Source organism: Rhodoferax sp. AJA081-3 (genome assembly GCF_017798165.1).
Taxonomy (GTDB): Bacteria; Pseudomonadota; Gammaproteobacteria; order Burkholderiales; family Burkholderiaceae_C; genus Allorhodoferax.
The window spans coordinates 1858979-1873825 of record NZ_CP059068.1 but is presented as its reverse complement, the minus strand read 5'-3'; the positions used below and the strand labels follow the sequence as shown (position 1 = coordinate 1873825).

Genomic DNA, 14847 nt, shown 5'->3' with positions numbered 1-14847 from the left:
GTGCCGTGCCAGACATGGCGGTCGCCCTGTGCGGACGTTTGCTCAATGGCTCCCGTCGTCTCGCACAACACGCATGACTCCGGTGCTGTGCGGCGCAAGGCCGAAGCTGCGAATGTTCTTCTTGAGGGCGCCGGTCTCCAATTCGTTCCAGACCAAGCCGCAGTCGAGGCAGGCATGCGAATACTGGTCGTTGATGAAGACCGGTTTGCCAAGAATTGCCTTGAAAAATCCCCGCAAGGGGTAGAAACGCGCTGACTCACCGAGCGATCCACGCACCACCTGCTTGCTGCTGCAGCGCAAGCAATACATGCCGCGAACTGTTTTGTCCATATGGGGCTCCCGGCAGGCTGTGTGCCTGCTTTGCGTTGAGTGTAGTGGGTTTTCGTAGTCGCAAAAGTCCCAATCTGGTGGGATTGTTTATGGAAATCGTGGCTGTAGCCCCCGTGCCATATAACTTAAGTGCTACAAAGTACATAGCAATCGTAGTACGGATTCCTGCTTCAGCCTCTATTCCACCAAAGCAGCGGACTTGACTTGTGCCCACACCGCCATGCCGGTTTTCAGTTGCAGCGCATCCACCGCCCGGGCCGCAATGCGCGCCAACACCACACTGTCTCCACAGGCCATACGCACCAGCGCCTGCGACGGATGGGTATCGGCCACGATGGACTGCACCACGCAGGGCAGCAGGTTCTGGATGCTGGTCAACTGCGGCTCTTGTGTGGCGATACTGACATCGCGTGCCAGCACACGCACGCGGACCTTGCGCCCCAAGGCCAGGCCAGAGTCGCGCAGCCACAGGCTGCCTCCGGTAAATGCCAGCCGCGCCATGTGCCATTGCGCGTCACGCTCGGCCACCGTGGCATCCAGCAAGGCGCCTGTGTCATCGCCCAGAACAGATGTTGCGTCGGTTGCGGCCAGCACCTCCGCTACCGGGCCGCAGGCCTTGGCCTTGCCGGCATCCAGCACCACCAGCGTGTCGGCCAGGCGGGCCACCTCGTCCGAAGAGTGGGTGACGTACAGCATGGGGATTTTGAGTTCGTCGCGCAGGCGCTCCAGCCAGGGCAGGATGTCCTGGCGGCGGGCTTGGTCCAGCGAGGCCAAAGGCTCGTCCAGCAACAGCATGCGCGGCTGTGTGGCCAGTGCGCGGGCAATGGCCACACGCTGGCGCTCGCCACCCGACAGTTGGCCCGTGGCGCGGTCCAGCAAGCCACTAATGCCCAGCAGGTTGATGGCCGCATCTAGCGCGGTGGCATTGGTGGGGGCGTGCGAGCGCTTCAGGCCAAACTGCAAATTCTTGCGCACGTTCAGGTGGGCAAACAGGCTGGCCTCCTGGAAGACATAACCCAGTGGACGTTGCCAGGTGGACAGGTAGATGCCAGCCTCGTCGTCTTGCCAGATTTCCCCGGCAATGTTGACCCGCGCGCCGGGTGTGTGCTCCAGGCCCGCCACACAGCGCAGTAGGCTGGTCTTGCCGGAGCCCGATGTGCCGAATAACACGGTGATGCCATCACCCGGCAGGTCCAGTTCCACATCCAGCGCAAAGGCTGGGCGCACCAGCTGCAGCCGAATGTGGCTGCGTTTGGCAGCAAGGGTGTTGTTGCTCATGGCATGACCCGTGTGGTCTTGCGGTTGAGCAGGTTCAGGCCCAGCAGCACCACAAACGAAAACACCAGCATGCCACCCGCCAGCCAGTGGGCCTGCGTGTATTCCATGGCCTCCACATGGCCGTAGATTTGGGTGGAGACCACACGGGTTTTGCCGGGAATGTTGCCGCCAATCATCAGCACCACACCAAACTCACCCACGGTATGGGCAAAGCTCAGAATGGCGGCGGTGATAAAGCCGGGCCGGGCCAGCGGCAGGGCGACACTGAAAAAGGCGTCTAGCGGCGTGGCGCGCAGCGTGGCCGCCACTTCCATGGGGCGCTCACCCATGGCTTCAAACGCATGTTGGATGGGCTGCACGGCAAAGGGCAGCGAATAGATGATCGAACCGATCAACAAACCATAAAACGTGAACGACAAAGTGCCCCAGCCCAACGCCTGCGTGATCTGGCCCATAGGTCCCTGCGGCCCCAAGGCAATCAGCATGTAAAAACCAAGCACGGTGGGTGGCAAGACCAGGGGCAGGGCGACGATGGCCCCCACAGGCCCGCGCCACCAGGATGTCGTGCGCGCCAGCCACCATGCCAGAGGCGTTGCCACCAGCAGCAGCAGTACGGTGGTCAGGCTGGCCAGTTCCAGGGTCAGCCGGATGGCGCTGAGGGCATCGACATCCAGCAGAGGGTTCATAGATCGTAGCCAAAGGACCGTATGAGGGCCTTGACCTTATCGGTGCGCAGGTAGGTGAGCAGGGCAGCAGCGGCAGGGTTGTCTTTGCCGTTGTTCAGCAATACGGCATCTTGCTGGATCGCTTGGTGCAGGTTGGCGGGCACGATCCAGGCCGAACCTTCTTTCAGGCGGCCATCGGCAAACACCTGTGACAGGGCCACAAACCCCAGTTGGGCGTTTTCAGTGGCGATGAACTGGTAGGTCTGCGAAATGTTCTCACCCTGCACAAATTTAGGTTGCAGGCTTTGCAGCACACCCAGCTTGCTCATGGTCTCCATAGCTGCGGCGCCGTAGGGTGCCAGCTTGGGGTTGGCGATGGCCAGGCGTTCAAAGGTGCCACCGCGCAAAATATCCCCCTTGTCATCGACCAGGCCGGTTTTCTTGCTCCACAACACCAATTTTCCTGTGGCATAGGTGAAGCGGGAGTTGGTCACGCCCAGGCCTTCTTTTTCGATACGGGCAGGCGTTTCGTCATCCGCCGCCAGCAGGATCTGGAAGGGTGCTCCGTTCTTGATCTGTGCGTAGAAATTGCCGGTAGAGCCAAAGGCCAGCACCGCCTTGTGGCCCGTGTCCTGCTCAAAAGTCTGCGCAATTTTTTGCATGGGCGCAGTGAAGTTGGCGGCAACTGCCACGCTGACTTCGGCTGCGAATGACGTTGAACCCAGGAGCACTATTCCGATGGCGAGGCCAATACTTTTGATGACGTTGTGCATGTTCTCTTTCGCTATTCCAAAAAGGGATAGCGAAGTATACAGATGGGGCGTATTTCGGAAGACAATCCCGCCATGAAGAAAGCACAACTGCAACTGGCCGAGGCCCTGGGTCAACAGTCCGCCGACAAGCGCATCGACATCCTGCGGCGCATAGGCCAGGTGGGGTCGATATCCGAGGCGGCACGCCATGCCGGTGTCAGCTACAAGGCGGCGTGGCAGGCCATCGACACGTTGAGCAACCTGGCCGGTGTGGCGCTGCTGGAGCGCGCGGTGGGCGGCGCTGGTGGCGGTGGTGCGCGGCTCACGCCTGCAGGGCTCCGCGTGTTGCAGGCGGCCGACCGCATCCACGCGGCGCGTTTGGATGTGCTGCAGCAAATTGCATCGGAGGCACGCAGTGGTGATGCCGGTTTGACCAACCTGTCTGCGCTGGCACTGCGCACCAGTATGCGCAACCAGCTGCCGTGCACGGTGCAGGCGTTAAAACCGCATGCCGGTGCCATCCGGGTGGGGTTGCGCCTAGCAGACCAGACGCCGCTGTGGTCGCGCATCACGCGTGAGAGTGCGCAACTGCTGAACCTGAAACCCGGTGTGGCCGTACTGGCCTTGTGCAAGGCCACGGCGGTGACCATGGGCACGGCATTTGAGCCAGCGGCGGGCATCAATCTGCTACCCGGCAGCGTGCGCCGGGCGTCACGCGCCAGAACAGGTGGCGAGGTGGCGTTGGTGCTTGCGTCAGGCCTGCACCTGGTGGGTTTTACCCAGCCCGGCATCGTGTTCAAGGTGGGCAGCACCGGAGTGGCCCGTGTGGACGAAGCCGCGGTGGCGCTGGCCGTTACGGGTTAGCCCGCCAAGCCGACATAGACGTTTTGCACGTCGTCATTGCCGTCGATGGCGGCCAGAAAGGCTTCCACTTCTTCCAGATCGGCCGCGCTCAGGCTGGCGGGGTCTTTCGGGTTTTTGGGCTTGTAGCCCAGCTTGGCGGACAACACTGTAAAACCGTGGGCGGGCAGGGCGCGGCTGACCAGGTCCAACTCGGCCGGGTCGGTATAGAACAAGGTTGTACCCGCTTCTTCGCCGGGCTCCAGGTCTTGCGCGCCGGCCTCGATGGCCGCGCCATCCGGATCAGCACCTGGCGTGGTCGCTTCTGCTTCAATCATGCCCAGATGGTCAAACTCCCAGGCCACCGAGCCCGAGGTGCCCAACTGGCCCTTGCGAAACAGCACACGCATTTCGGGCGCGGTGCGCTTTACGTTGTCGGTCAGGCATTCCACCATCACCGGCACCTGGTGCGGTGCGTAGCCTTCGTACATCACATGGTCGAAGTGCACGGATTCACCGGTCAGGCCTGCGCCCTTCTTGATGGCGCGCTCCAGCGTTTCCTTGGGCATGGACACCTTGCGGGCCTGTTCCAGCACCAGGCGCAGGCGCGAGTTGCCGGCCGGGTCGGCACCGGCGCGGGCCGCGATCATGATGTCCTTGGCCAGGCGGCCAAACAACTTGCCCTTGGCATTGGCTGCCAGTTCCTTACCTTTTGCTTTCCACTGCGCGCCCATGTCGGTTCTTCCTTGATTGGTGTTTGTCGGTTGTCTTAAAGAGGGTGTTGGTTATACACCCATTGCCAATTGGATGGCCAAGGCGTTGTGCCGCTCCACCACCGGCCCCAGATCCAGCGTGGTGAGCTGGCCCTTGCGCACCACGACGCGGCCATCGATGACGGTGTAATCGGCCTGCGGGCTGGCGCACAGCAGTAGGGCGCCTACCGGGTCGTGCACCGCGCCACCTGCAAAGCCCAGCGTGCCCAGGTCAAACAGCGCCAGGTCGGCACACATGCCCACGGCGATATGGCCAATGTCGTGGTCGCGGCCCAGCACCTGTGCGCCGCCACGGGTGGCCATGCCCAGCACATCACGCGCGGTCATCTCGGTCGGGCCCAGGTCGCAGCCAAAAAATGTGCGGCGATCACCATTGGGCAGGGTGCGCACCTCGGGCGGCTGCATGGCACGGCCCACGCGGGCCAGCAGCAGGGCCTGGCGCGCCTCGTTCACCATGTGGGCCGCGTCGTTGCTGGCGCAGCCATCCACACCCAGGCCCACCGGTACACCCACGTTCAGCATGCGGCGTATCGGTGCAATGCCGCTGGCCAGGCGCATATTGCTGCAGGGGCAGTGGGCCACGCCGGTTCGGCTGGCGGCGAACAGGCTGATGCCGGCATCGTCCAGCTTTACACAATGGGCATGCCATACATCAGCGCCCAGCCAGCCCAGGTCTTGTGCGTATTCGGCGGGGGTGCAGTTGAACTTTTCGCGGGAGTAGGCGATGTCGTGGTCGTTCTCGGCCAGGTGGGTGTGCAGGCGCACGCCTTGTCCCTTGAAACTGCGGGCCAGAAGGGCCGATTCACGCATCAGTTCGCGGCTGACGCTGAACGGTGAGCAGGGGGCCGCGGCGATGTTGAGCATGGCGCCATGGCTGGCATCGTGGTACTGCTCGATCAGGCGCTGTGTGTCTTTGAGGATGAAGTCTTCGCGCTCCACCACACTGTCGGGTGGCAGGCCACCCTGACTTTGGCCCACACTCATGCTGCCGCGGCTGGCCACAAAACGCATGCCGATCTGCTGTGCGGCTTCAATGCTGTCGTCCAGCCGCACACCATTGGGGTAGATGTAAAGGTGGTCGCTGCTGGTGGTGCAGCCGCTGAGCATCAGCTCGGCCATGGCCACCTGGGTGCTGACCCGAACCATCTCGGGCGTCAGTCCCGCCCAGATCGGATACAACCCTTGGAGCCAGCCAAACAGCTCCGCGTTTTGCGTAGACGGTATCGCCTTGGTAAGGCTCTGGTACATGTGGTGGTGCGTGTTGACCAGGCCTGGCGTGACCAAGTGTTGGCGGGCGTCGATGACTTCATCAGCGGCCAGCGCTTCGGGGGGCAAGCCTGCGGTCGGGCCTACAAAGGCGATGCGGTTGCCCTGTATGAAGATGGAGGCGTTGACCAGTTCCCGCGCCTGCTGGGGATCATGGTGGTCAAACGTTGCCACACAGCGGGCATTTTTGATCAGCAGGGTGGGCATGGTTTGCCGGTGCTCAGTGTGCACCGTGCCGGATGGCGTCCAGTGGCATATCAGTAGCGGCCTTCTTTGGCGGCGCGCAATTGGTCTATTTCTTGGTGCAGGTCTGCAATCACCTGGTCGTACATATGCAACTGTTCGCCCAGTGCGCGCAGGCGGTTGGCGGTGCTGCGTGCCATGAAGGTCATCAGCTTGAACGCCACGGCGGGGTGCTCGTCGGCCAGTGCCGCCAAACCACCTTGCGACATGCCGGCCGCCTGCACCGGTGTGATAGCCGTGCAACTGGTCGAACGGGGGGCGCCGTCCAGCAGTGCCATCTCACCGATCAAGGCCCCAGGCCCCAACACAGAAATAGCGACCCGGTCGGCGCGACCGGACGCGGCCGTGTCCACCGACACATCGCCTTCCAGCACCATCAGCATATAACTGGTGCGTGTGCTGTCACCTTCGCGGTAGAGAAAGGATTGGGGTGCATAACTGACCCAGCGCATGTAGGCAACCACACGTTGCGCTTCGTCCTGGCTCATTCGGAATCCGGACGGGCCTTCACTGAGAAACTGAACGGCCTTGGCCGCTAACGCAGGAGACTCGACCAGCGGCCGGGTTCGCATGGCTGGCGTGGCTGCAGGTTGTGGCTCGGCGTCTGTGGGGTCTGGGGTGTTCATATCCGTGCAGATTTTATAGAAGAGAACCCAGTTCTGGCCTCTGCCGTCAGCGGGTGACATAGCCCATGGTCTGTGGCAACCACAGCACGATCTGGGGGAAGCAGGTGATGGCCAGCAGCAGCGCCAGCAGCATGACCAGGAAGGGCCAGCCCTCTTTCATCATCTCGCCAATGGGAATGCCGGTCAGCGCCTTGGTCACAAACAGCAGCATGCCAAAGGGCGGGTGTATCAGGCCAATCATCATGTTCAACACCACCAGCACACCAAAGTGCACCAGGTCCACGCCCAGCAGCTTGGCCGCGGGCAACAGCATGGGCACAAACACCAGCAGCAGCACCGACACATCCAAAAAACAACCCAGCACCAGAAACATCACATTCACCAGCAGCAGAAACTTGATTTGCGACAGCTGCATGCTGTCCACCCACTGCGCCATGGCCTGGGGCACACCCTCGGCGGTGAAGGCGTAGTTCAGCATGAAGGAGCCGGCCAGTATCAGTGTGATGACGGCGCTGCCGCGGGTGGACTCCATGACCACACCCCAGAAGCTGCGCCAGGTCAGCGCCCGGTAGACCACACCGGCCAAGATCAACGCATGCAAGGCTGCAACGGCTGCCGCTTCGGTGGGCGTGAAGGCGCCGGAGTAGATACCGCCCAGCAGCACGATGGGCATGGACAAGGGCAGAGCGCCGCGGAACAAAATGGCCGGCCAGTCGCGCAGCGGCACCGGGTCTTCGCGTGGCATGTTGCGTTTAACGGCAATGAAGTGCACCACCACCATCATCAGCACCGCCATGCAGAACCCAGGCACAACGCCACCCAGGAACAGCGCCCCCACCGATGCGCCCGACACCAGCGCATAAATCACCATCGGAATACTGGGTGGGATGATGGGCCCCAGCGTGGCACTGGCCACCACCACTGCACCGGCAAAGCCGCGTGAATACTCCGGCTTTTTGAGCATCTGTTTGATGGTGACCAGGCCCGGGCCGGCCGCATCGGCAATGGCGCTGCCACTCATACCCGAGAAGATGACACTGACCAGAATGTCCACCTGGGCCAGACCACCGCGCATGCGCCCCACCAGGATGCGGCAGAAGTCAAAAATGCGTTCGCTGACCGTGCCGGCATTCATGATGTTGGCCGCAAACACAAACAGCGGCACCGCCAGCAGCACATAACTGTTGTACAGGCCATTGCCGACTTGCTCGGCAACCAGGCCCAGGTCTTGCCCCTTGACCAGCAGGTAGGCAAAGCCGGAGACCAGCATGGAGAAGCCTATGGGCATGCGTAGCAGCATGCCGGTCACCAGTACACCAACCAAAGCAGACAAGGCCAAATTCATGGGGTTCCCAATTCGGTCGCGTCCAAACCTATGCCGCGTACCGCATTCCAGATGGCCCAGGCGCTGCGCAGCACCAGCGCCACCATCAGCAGCACAAAGGGTAAATACACCCACATCAGCGGCACCTCCAGCACGGGCGTGCCCTCGCGCGCCATGAAGTGCACATAGTCCCAACTGGCGGGCAGGCCCACCAGCGCCAGGCCGCCGATCATCAGGTTGCCGGCGATTTGCATGGCCTGCCGTGCGCGGCGGCCCACGCTGTTCCACACCAGGTCAAACACCACGTGTTCGCGTGTTGGCACCACAAAAGCTGCCGCCCACAGGATGACCCAGATGTACAAGATGACGGCCAGTTCATCGGTCCACGGCAACGGCAGCTTGAAGCCGAAGCGGGCCGTGATCTGGACGATAAAAACGATGAACAGCGTCAGAAAAAGCCCGCCACCGATCGCGTTGGCGAAGCCTTGCAGCCAGCGTGCCATGGATACCTGGATCAGTGTGTGGCGTTGATGCGGTCCACCAAGCCCGCGGGCCACACCTTGGCGTAGTCAGAGCTTTGGTAGACAGCCTGTACGGACTTGCGGAAGGCCGCCACATCGGGTGTGCTGACCTGCAGGACTTCTTTCTTGAAGAAGTCGACCAGTTGGGCTTCTTCCTGTACGGTGTTGTCGTTGTTGTAAACCGCAGCGGCTTGTGCTGCGGCGGTGACCTTCTGCTTTTGGGCCGCATTCAGCGCGTTGAAGCTTTTGTTGGAGATGGCGATGAACAGGCTGTCCACCAAATGGCTGGTCAGAACAATCTGTTTGGTCACCTCGTAGAACTTGGCTGCGCGCACGCTGGGCAGCGGGTTGTCCTGGCCATCGATGGTGCCGGTCTTCAGGCCCAGGTACACCTCGCCAAAGGCCAACGGTGTTGCCGTGGCACCCAGGGCATTGCCCAGAAACAGCCAGTCCTTGGAGCCGGGCATGCGCAGCTTGATGCCCTTCAGATCGGCCGGGGTCTTGACGGCACGGGCCTCGCGCAGGTTGACCTGGCGTGTGCCCAGGTAGCAGGTGGACAACACAGTGATGTCCATTTTTTCGGACACCCGTTTGAACAGCTCGGCACCTATGGGGCCGGTAAAGACCTTCTGCTGGTGCGCCGGGTCGCGCAGCATGTAGCCGGCGGTGAAGACCGAGAACTCTGGCACCAGCTTGGCAATGTCGGCTGGTGACATGGAGGTCAGCTCCAGGTTGCCCCGCGCCATGGCGGCGGGCTCCGCGCCTTGTTTGAACAGGGATGCATTCAGGTTGATCTGCACATCAAACTCGCCCGGAGCGGCTTTGTCCAGCGCGTCCTTGAACACGGTCCACATCTTGGCGTGCCACGCATCGGGTACGGCGGGGGTGGAGATGCGCAGCACGGTCTTGGTCTGGGCGACTGCGGGCAACGCCAAGGAGCCTAGGGCAGCGGCGGCGCCCAGTAATGTGGTGCGGCGCTTCATCGGGTGGGACTGGGGCATGGGGGGCTCACAGCAGAAAACGAAACCCGCAGTGTATTACTGCCGGTTACACACCGACACAGGTGGCGACCCTCGGATGGCGCTAAAACGCTTGTCACAAACACTGAAGTTATATACAGTATTCGTGTGCAGCACGCACACCCTACCCCATTCACACCAGGAGCGATTCACCATGCTTGACCACATGACTTTCCGCGTGACCGATATCGGTCGCGCCAAAGCGTTTTACACCGCGGCCCTTGCGCCATTGGGCTACAGCCTGTCCTTCGAAGGCAATTTCGGTATGAACATACTGGGGTTTGCCTACCCAGACCCTCGTGAGCCGGATGGCAAAAAGGCCGACGTGTGGTTCCTGGACGGGCCTTCGCCCTACGGCGGGCCACCTGCGACCACGGGTTGCCATCTGGCGTGGCGCGCCGAGAACCGTGCGCAGGTGGATGCCTTTTACCGCGCGGCCATCGCTGCTGGCGGCAAAGACAATGGCGCCCCAGGCCTGCGCCCGGATTACCACGCCCACTACTACGGCGCCTTTGTCATTGATCCGGAAGGCAACAACATTGAAGCGGTGTGCCATTTGCCTGAGTAAGGGGTTTACCGGTTTGCAGCGCCTGTAAGTCACGTCGTATTGCACCTAGTGCTATAGCTGGATAGAATGTCAATCAAGAAAAGGGTCTTCAAGACCAAGACCTTCAGCCGCTGGGCCAACAAAGTGCTGTGTGATTCCACGTTGTGCCAGGCGGCGCGTGAAATTGAGCAGGGCTTGTTTGAGGCAGACTTGGGCGGTGGTTTGTGCAAAAAGCGTGTCGCCTTGCCTGGTCGAGGCAAGAGCGGATCGTTGCGCACATTGGTCGCGAAGAAGCACAAGGACGCGATCTTCTTTTTGGTGGGTCGAGAGAAAAGCAAACCGGGATCCGATTTCTCAGATCAGGAAGTGGATGCCGCCAAGATCATTGGTGCGGGCCTCCAGGCGGCCGACGCCACAAAACTGGATGAACTGGTCGCCGCAGATGTTTTGAAGGAGATTTGCAATGTCACGTGATAGCCGCCATGCCAAGAGCCGTGTTCTTGCAGAAATGATGGAGATGGCCCAAGCGCTTGCGCCACACGGTCTTATCTCCAAGCAAGACATGGCCAAGATGCAGCTGATTTGCGAGGCGCCTCCGGAATACACGCCGGAGCGTGTGACTGCCATTCGCGTGGGAAAAGCCAAGGTGAGCCAAGCGGTGTTGGCATCGATATTAAATGTCAGCGTATCGGCGGTGCAGAAGTGGGAGTCCCCCAGCTCTGGAAAACATCCCAGTGGCGCCGCAGCCAAGCTGCTTCAATTGATTGATAAAAAAGGTCTCGAAGCCATTGTGGCGTGAGCCTAGACTAGCCAATGGCTGTCACGCCGCCAATGCCCTCAACACATTCTCCGCGGTAGCCGGTGCCGTCAACCGCACCGTTTTGTCTGTCCCTGTCACCGACGCAATCGCATCGCGCAGCGCCTCGTACACACTGATGGCCAGCATGAACGGCGGCTCACCCACGGCCTTGCTGCCAAAGACGTTGTCCTCGCGGTTGGGCTCGGGCCACAGGTCTACCTTGAAGTGGCTGGGCACATCCCCCGCAGTGGGGATCTTGTAGGTGCTGGGGGCGTGGGTGGTCAGCAGACCCTTGTCGTTCCACACCAGTTGCTCGGTGGTCAGCCAGCCCATGCCTTGCACAAAACCGCCCTCGATCTGACCGATGTCGATGGCCGGGTTGATGCTGCGGCCCACGTCGTGCAGGATGTCTACCTTCAGCACGCGGCTCTCGCCGGTCAGGGTGTCGATGGCAACCTCGGTGCAGGCTGCGCCGTAGGCAAAGTAGTAGAACGGCCGTCCGCTCAGCGTAGCCTTGTCATAGTGGATCTTGGGTGTGCGGTAGAAGCCGTCGCTCCACAGCTGGATGCGGTTGGCATAGGCCATCTTCACCACGTCGTCAAAACTGCGGGTGGTGGTGGGGGAGATAACCTGGCCATGCTCAAAACGCACCGCACCGGCGCCGCAGGCATCCAGCCCGCTGACAAAGGCGGCCAGGTTGTCGCGCACATGGCGGGCGGCAAACTGGGCGGCACGGCCATTCAGGTCGGTGCCGGCGGAAGCGGCCGTGGCTGAGGCATTGGGTATTTTGCTGGTGTCGCTGGCCGTGCACAAAATGCGGTGGTAGGGAACACCCAGTTCATCGGCCACGATCTGCGCCACCTTGGTGTTCAGGCCCTGGCCCATCTCGGCCCCGCCGTGGTTGACCTGCACGCTGCCGTCGGTGTAGACATGGACCAGCGCCCCGGCCTGGTTGAACAGCGTGGCTGTGAAGCTGATGCCGAACTTAACCGGGGTGATGGCCAGGCCCTTCTTGATGATGGGGTTGGCAGCGTTCCAAGCCAAAGTGGCCTCCCGCCCCCGTCGGTACTGCGCAGTCTGCTCTAGTTTTGATAGTAGAGGGGCCAGGATGTTGTCTTCCACCTGCATGCCGTAGTGCGTGGTGTCGCGCTTCTGGTTCGTGTGGGGAACAGCCTCGTCGCTGTACAGGTTGCGCATGCGCACGTCCAGCGGGTCCATGCCGAGGTGGCGGGCGATGTCGCCCATGACGGTCTCGATCAGGATCACGCCCTGTGGCCCGCCAAAGCCACGAAACGCGGTGTGGCTTTGGGTGTTGAGCTTGCAGCGGTAGGACGCAATGTCCACATCCTGCAGGTAGTAGGCGTTGTCCGTGTGGAAGATGGCGCGGTCGGCCACCGGGCCGGACAGGTCGGCGCTGAAACCGCAGTTCACGGCCATCATGAGTTTGAGCGCGGTCAGGCGGCCGGTGTCGTCAAAGCCGGCGCTGTATTCGTAGGCAAAGGGGTGGCGTTTGCCGGTGACCATGAAGTCGTCGTCGCGGTCCAGGCGCAGCTTGATGGGGCGTTGTATCTTGTGTGCGGCAATGGCAGCCCACACGGCCAGATGCCCGGCCTGGGTCTCCTTTCCGCCAAAACCGCCACCCATGCGCCGGCACTCCACCGTGACCGCGTGGTTGTCTATGCCCAGCGCGTGCGACACCCAGTGTTGCACCTCGCCCGGGTGCTGGGTGCTGGAGTAGACCCACCACTGGTTTTGCTCCAGCGGCAGCACGTAGGCCACCTGACCCTCCAGGTAAAAGTGTTCCTGGCCGCCCACTTCCAGCGTACCCGTCAGTGTGTGTTGTGCGCGGGCCATGGCTGCTGCCGCGTCACCCCTTTTCACAAACACCGGTGGCAGCACAAAACTTTGCGCGGCCAGCGCGTCCTGGATCGTCAGGACGGCGGGCAGGGCTTCGATATTGAGCTTGACCTTGCGTGCGGCACGGCGTGCCTGCATCACCGTGTCGGCCACCACCAGGCCCATCACCTGGCCGATGTGTTGCACAGTATCCATCGCAAACACCGGCTCATCACCGGCAAAAGCGGCCAGCATGGGGTCGCCGGGGATGTCGCGCGCCAGCACTACATCGCGCACGCCGGGCATGGCCAGTGCTGCCGTGGCATCCACACCCAACAGACGGCCGTGTGCCACGGTGGAGAGTATGGGCGCGGCAAACAGCGTGCCGCGCACCTCGGGGATGTCGTCGATGTAGGTGGCGCCACCGGCCACCTGGGCCACCGCACTTTCGTGCGGGCGGCTGACGCCGGCGGCCTGGGATGGGGCCACTGCTGGCAAGCCCCGCAGATGTTCGGGCTTGACCGATGTGTTCAGGGTGTTCATGCCGCCACCTCCAGACTGCGCAGATCGGTCTGCACACAGCCCTGGCTCTCCAGCCAGAAGCGCTGCAGCAGGTTGCCCAGCACCGTGCTGCGGTAGCCGGCTGTAGCGCGCATGTCGGAGATGGGGCTGAACTCGTCGCGCAAGGTCTGCATCGCCTGCTGGATGGTGGCCTCAGTCCAGGGCTGGCCGACCAGCGCGGCCTCTGTCTTGCGGGCGCGCACCGGGGTGGCGGCCACACCGCCAGCGCCTATGGATGCGCTGCGCACCACGCCGTCGGAAATGTGCAGGTTGATGGCCAGGCAGACGGCAGAGATATCGTCTTCAAAGCGTTTCGAAATCTTGTAGACGCGGCTGAATTCACCTTCAGTTGTCTTTGGCACCTTGATCCACGCCAGCACCTCATCCGGTGCCATCACGTTTTTGCGGTAGCCGGTGTACAGGTCTTCCAGCGGCAGCGAGCGGTGGGCCTGTTTCTTGCCACTCTGGCGCATCAGCACCACATGGGCGCCCAGCGCAATCAGCAGCGGCATGGAGTCGCCGATGGGTGAGCCATTGGCCACGTTACCACCCAGCGTGCCGCTGTTGCGTACCGGCAGGCCGGCAAAGCGGTGGGCAAATTCGGCCAGTTGCGGACGGTCTGCCACCAGGGCTGCAAAGGCGTCGGTCAGCGACACGGCGGCGCCAATGGCGATGTGGTGCGGGTACTGCTCCACGCGGCGCAACTCGGCCACCTGGGTCACGTCCAGCACCTTGGCAAACTGCATGTGCATCTTGGTCACCCACAGGCCCACGTCGGTGCAGCCGGCCACGAGCTGGGCGTCCGGGTGGCGTGCCCGGTCGGTCAGGAGTTGGGGCAGGTTCTGGGGGGGCATATATGAAAAATTGGCCTCTAGCCCCCGTCCCTGCTTGCTGATACGCTCTATATTCGATAGCACTTCGGCTTCGTTCACTCGCTGCAGCGGCAACGCCTGCATGGCCTCAGCCGCGTCCAGGATGGGGCGGTAGCCGGTACAGCGGCACAGGTTGCCGGACAGTGCGGCCTGCGCGTCGGCACGGCTAATGGCCTGGCCCTTGCAGGTTTTGCTCTGGTACTGGCCAAACAGGCTCATCACAAAACCGGGTGTGCAAAAGCCACACTGCGAGCCGTGGCAGTCCACCATGGCCTGTTGGGCGGGGTGCAGGCTGCCGTCGGCGGCCTTCAAGTCCTCTATGGTCCACAGCGCCATGCCATTTATCGAATGGGCCAGGCGGATGCAGCTGTTGATGGCGCTGTATTTCAGTCCCTTACCATCACCCTTTGCATCGGGCTCGGCAATCACAACGGTGCAAGCGCCACAGTCGCCTTCGCCGCAGCCTTCTTTGGTGCCGCAGTTGTGCAAGTCTTCACGCAATACATCGAGCAGGGTGCGGCTGGGTTCTACGGCGGGCAGGGTGACGATTTCGCCGCGTCGGACAAATCGCAGGGGCTGGGTGGGCATGGGCTTC

The 14847-nt window shown here is 62.1% G+C and carries 16 protein-coding genes; 4 read left to right on the top strand and 12 right to left on the bottom strand.

Going from position 1 to position 14847, the window contains the following annotated elements:
* Window positions 1–42: 42 nt before the first annotated feature.
* The 4 genes from HZ993_RS08720 to modA all read right to left on the bottom strand — a co-directional run bounded on the left by HZ993_RS08720 (window position 43) and on the right by modA (window position 3046).
* On the bottom strand, window positions 43–330 hold the full coding sequence (locus HZ993_RS08720) for a hypothetical protein (protein ID WP_209397127.1): 288 nt from the start codon (window positions 328–330) through the stop codon (window positions 43–45).
* Between the two features lie 177 nt (window positions 331–507).
* Window positions 508–1608 (bottom strand): molybdenum ABC transporter ATP-binding protein, encoded by a 1101-nt coding sequence (modC, locus tag HZ993_RS08715; protein WP_209397125.1) that lies wholly within the window; start codon window positions 1606–1608, stop codon window positions 508–510.
* Complete coding sequence (gene modB / locus HZ993_RS08710; RefSeq protein WP_209397123.1) at window positions 1605–2294, bottom strand: molybdate ABC transporter permease subunit; 690 nt, start codon at window positions 2292–2294, stop codon at window positions 1605–1607. Before modB ends, modC begins: the two co-directional genes overlap by 4 nt.
* Window positions 2291–3046 carry a molybdate ABC transporter substrate-binding protein gene (gene modA, locus HZ993_RS08705; RefSeq protein ID WP_209397121.1) on the bottom strand — a complete coding sequence of 252 codons (756 nt, stop codon included), beginning with the start codon at window positions 3044–3046 and terminating at the stop codon, window positions 2291–2293. Before modA ends, modB begins: the two co-directional genes overlap by 4 nt.
* A gap of 72 nt (window positions 3047–3118) precedes the next feature.
* Here modA and HZ993_RS08700 point away from each other — a divergent pair, with 72 nt between their 5' ends.
* A complete protein-coding gene (locus tag HZ993_RS08700; protein ID WP_209397119.1) occupies window positions 3119–3889 on the top strand; it encodes a TOBE domain-containing protein in 771 nt (256 codons plus the stop codon).
* Here the strand turns inward: HZ993_RS08700 and HZ993_RS08695 are convergent.
* The 6 genes from HZ993_RS08695 to HZ993_RS08670 are packed head-to-tail and all read right to left on the bottom strand — an operon-like array spanning window position 3886 to window position 9619.
* Window positions 3886–4599, bottom strand: a complete 714-nt coding sequence (locus HZ993_RS08695; protein ID WP_209397117.1) for a YebC/PmpR family DNA-binding transcriptional regulator — start codon at window positions 4597–4599, stop codon at window positions 3886–3888. The genes HZ993_RS08700 and HZ993_RS08695 overlap by 4 nt on opposite strands.
* Window positions 4600–4650: 51 nt before the next feature.
* A complete protein-coding gene (locus HZ993_RS08690; protein WP_209397115.1) occupies window positions 4651–6111 on the bottom strand; it encodes an 8-oxoguanine deaminase in 1461 nt (486 codons plus the stop codon).
* 50 nt (window positions 6112–6161) lie between these two features.
* Window positions 6162–6773: a Crp/Fnr family transcriptional regulator gene (locus HZ993_RS08685; protein WP_209397113.1), complete on the bottom strand. Its 612-nt coding sequence runs from the start codon at window positions 6771–6773 to the stop codon at window positions 6162–6164.
* A gap of 46 nt (window positions 6774–6819) precedes the next feature.
* On the bottom strand, window positions 6820–8118 hold the full coding sequence (locus tag HZ993_RS08680) for a TRAP transporter large permease (RefSeq protein WP_209397111.1): 1299 nt from the start codon (window positions 8116–8118) through the stop codon (window positions 6820–6822).
* Entirely contained in the window at window positions 8115–8600 is a 486-nt protein-coding gene (locus HZ993_RS08675; RefSeq protein WP_209397109.1) for a TRAP transporter small permease, read from the bottom strand. Before HZ993_RS08675 ends, HZ993_RS08680 begins: the two co-directional genes overlap by 4 nt.
* An 11-nt stretch (window positions 8601–8611) precedes the next feature.
* Entirely contained in the window at window positions 8612–9619 is a 1008-nt protein-coding gene (locus HZ993_RS08670) for a sialic acid TRAP transporter substrate-binding protein SiaP (RefSeq protein ID WP_245213881.1), read from the bottom strand.
* Window positions 9620–9791: 172 nt separating this feature from the next.
* Here HZ993_RS08670 and HZ993_RS08665 point away from each other — a divergent pair, with 172 nt between their 5' ends.
* The 3 genes from HZ993_RS08665 to HZ993_RS08655 all read left to right on the top strand — a co-directional run bounded on the left by HZ993_RS08665 (window position 9792) and on the right by HZ993_RS08655 (window position 10983).
* Window positions 9792–10205 carry a VOC family protein gene (locus HZ993_RS08665; protein WP_209397107.1) on the top strand — a complete coding sequence of 138 codons (414 nt, stop codon included), beginning with the start codon at window positions 9792–9794 and terminating at the stop codon, window positions 10203–10205.
* 66 nt (window positions 10206–10271) lie between these two features.
* On the top strand, window positions 10272–10658 hold the full coding sequence (locus tag HZ993_RS08660; RefSeq protein ID WP_209397105.1) for a type II toxin-antitoxin system RelE/ParE family toxin: 387 nt from the start codon (window positions 10272–10274) through the stop codon (window positions 10656–10658).
* The gene (locus HZ993_RS08655; protein ID WP_245213880.1) at window positions 10648–10983 is read left to right on the top strand and encodes a DNA-binding transcriptional regulator; all 336 of its coding nucleotides are present in this window, start codon (window positions 10648–10650) and stop codon (window positions 10981–10983) included. Before HZ993_RS08660 ends, HZ993_RS08655 begins: the two co-directional genes overlap by 11 nt.
* Window positions 10984–11004: 21 nt before the next feature.
* On the opposite strand, the gene xdhB is transcribed toward HZ993_RS08655, so the two are convergent.
* Both xdhB and xdhA read right to left on the bottom strand, forming a co-directional pair.
* A complete protein-coding gene (gene xdhB, locus HZ993_RS08650; RefSeq protein WP_209397103.1) occupies window positions 11005–13362 on the bottom strand; it encodes a xanthine dehydrogenase molybdopterin binding subunit in 2358 nt (785 codons plus the stop codon).
* A complete protein-coding gene (gene xdhA / locus HZ993_RS08645; RefSeq protein WP_209398358.1) occupies window positions 13359–14840 on the bottom strand; it encodes a xanthine dehydrogenase small subunit in 1482 nt (493 codons plus the stop codon). Before xdhA ends, xdhB begins: the two co-directional genes overlap by 4 nt.
* Window positions 14841–14847: the final 7 nt, after the last annotated feature.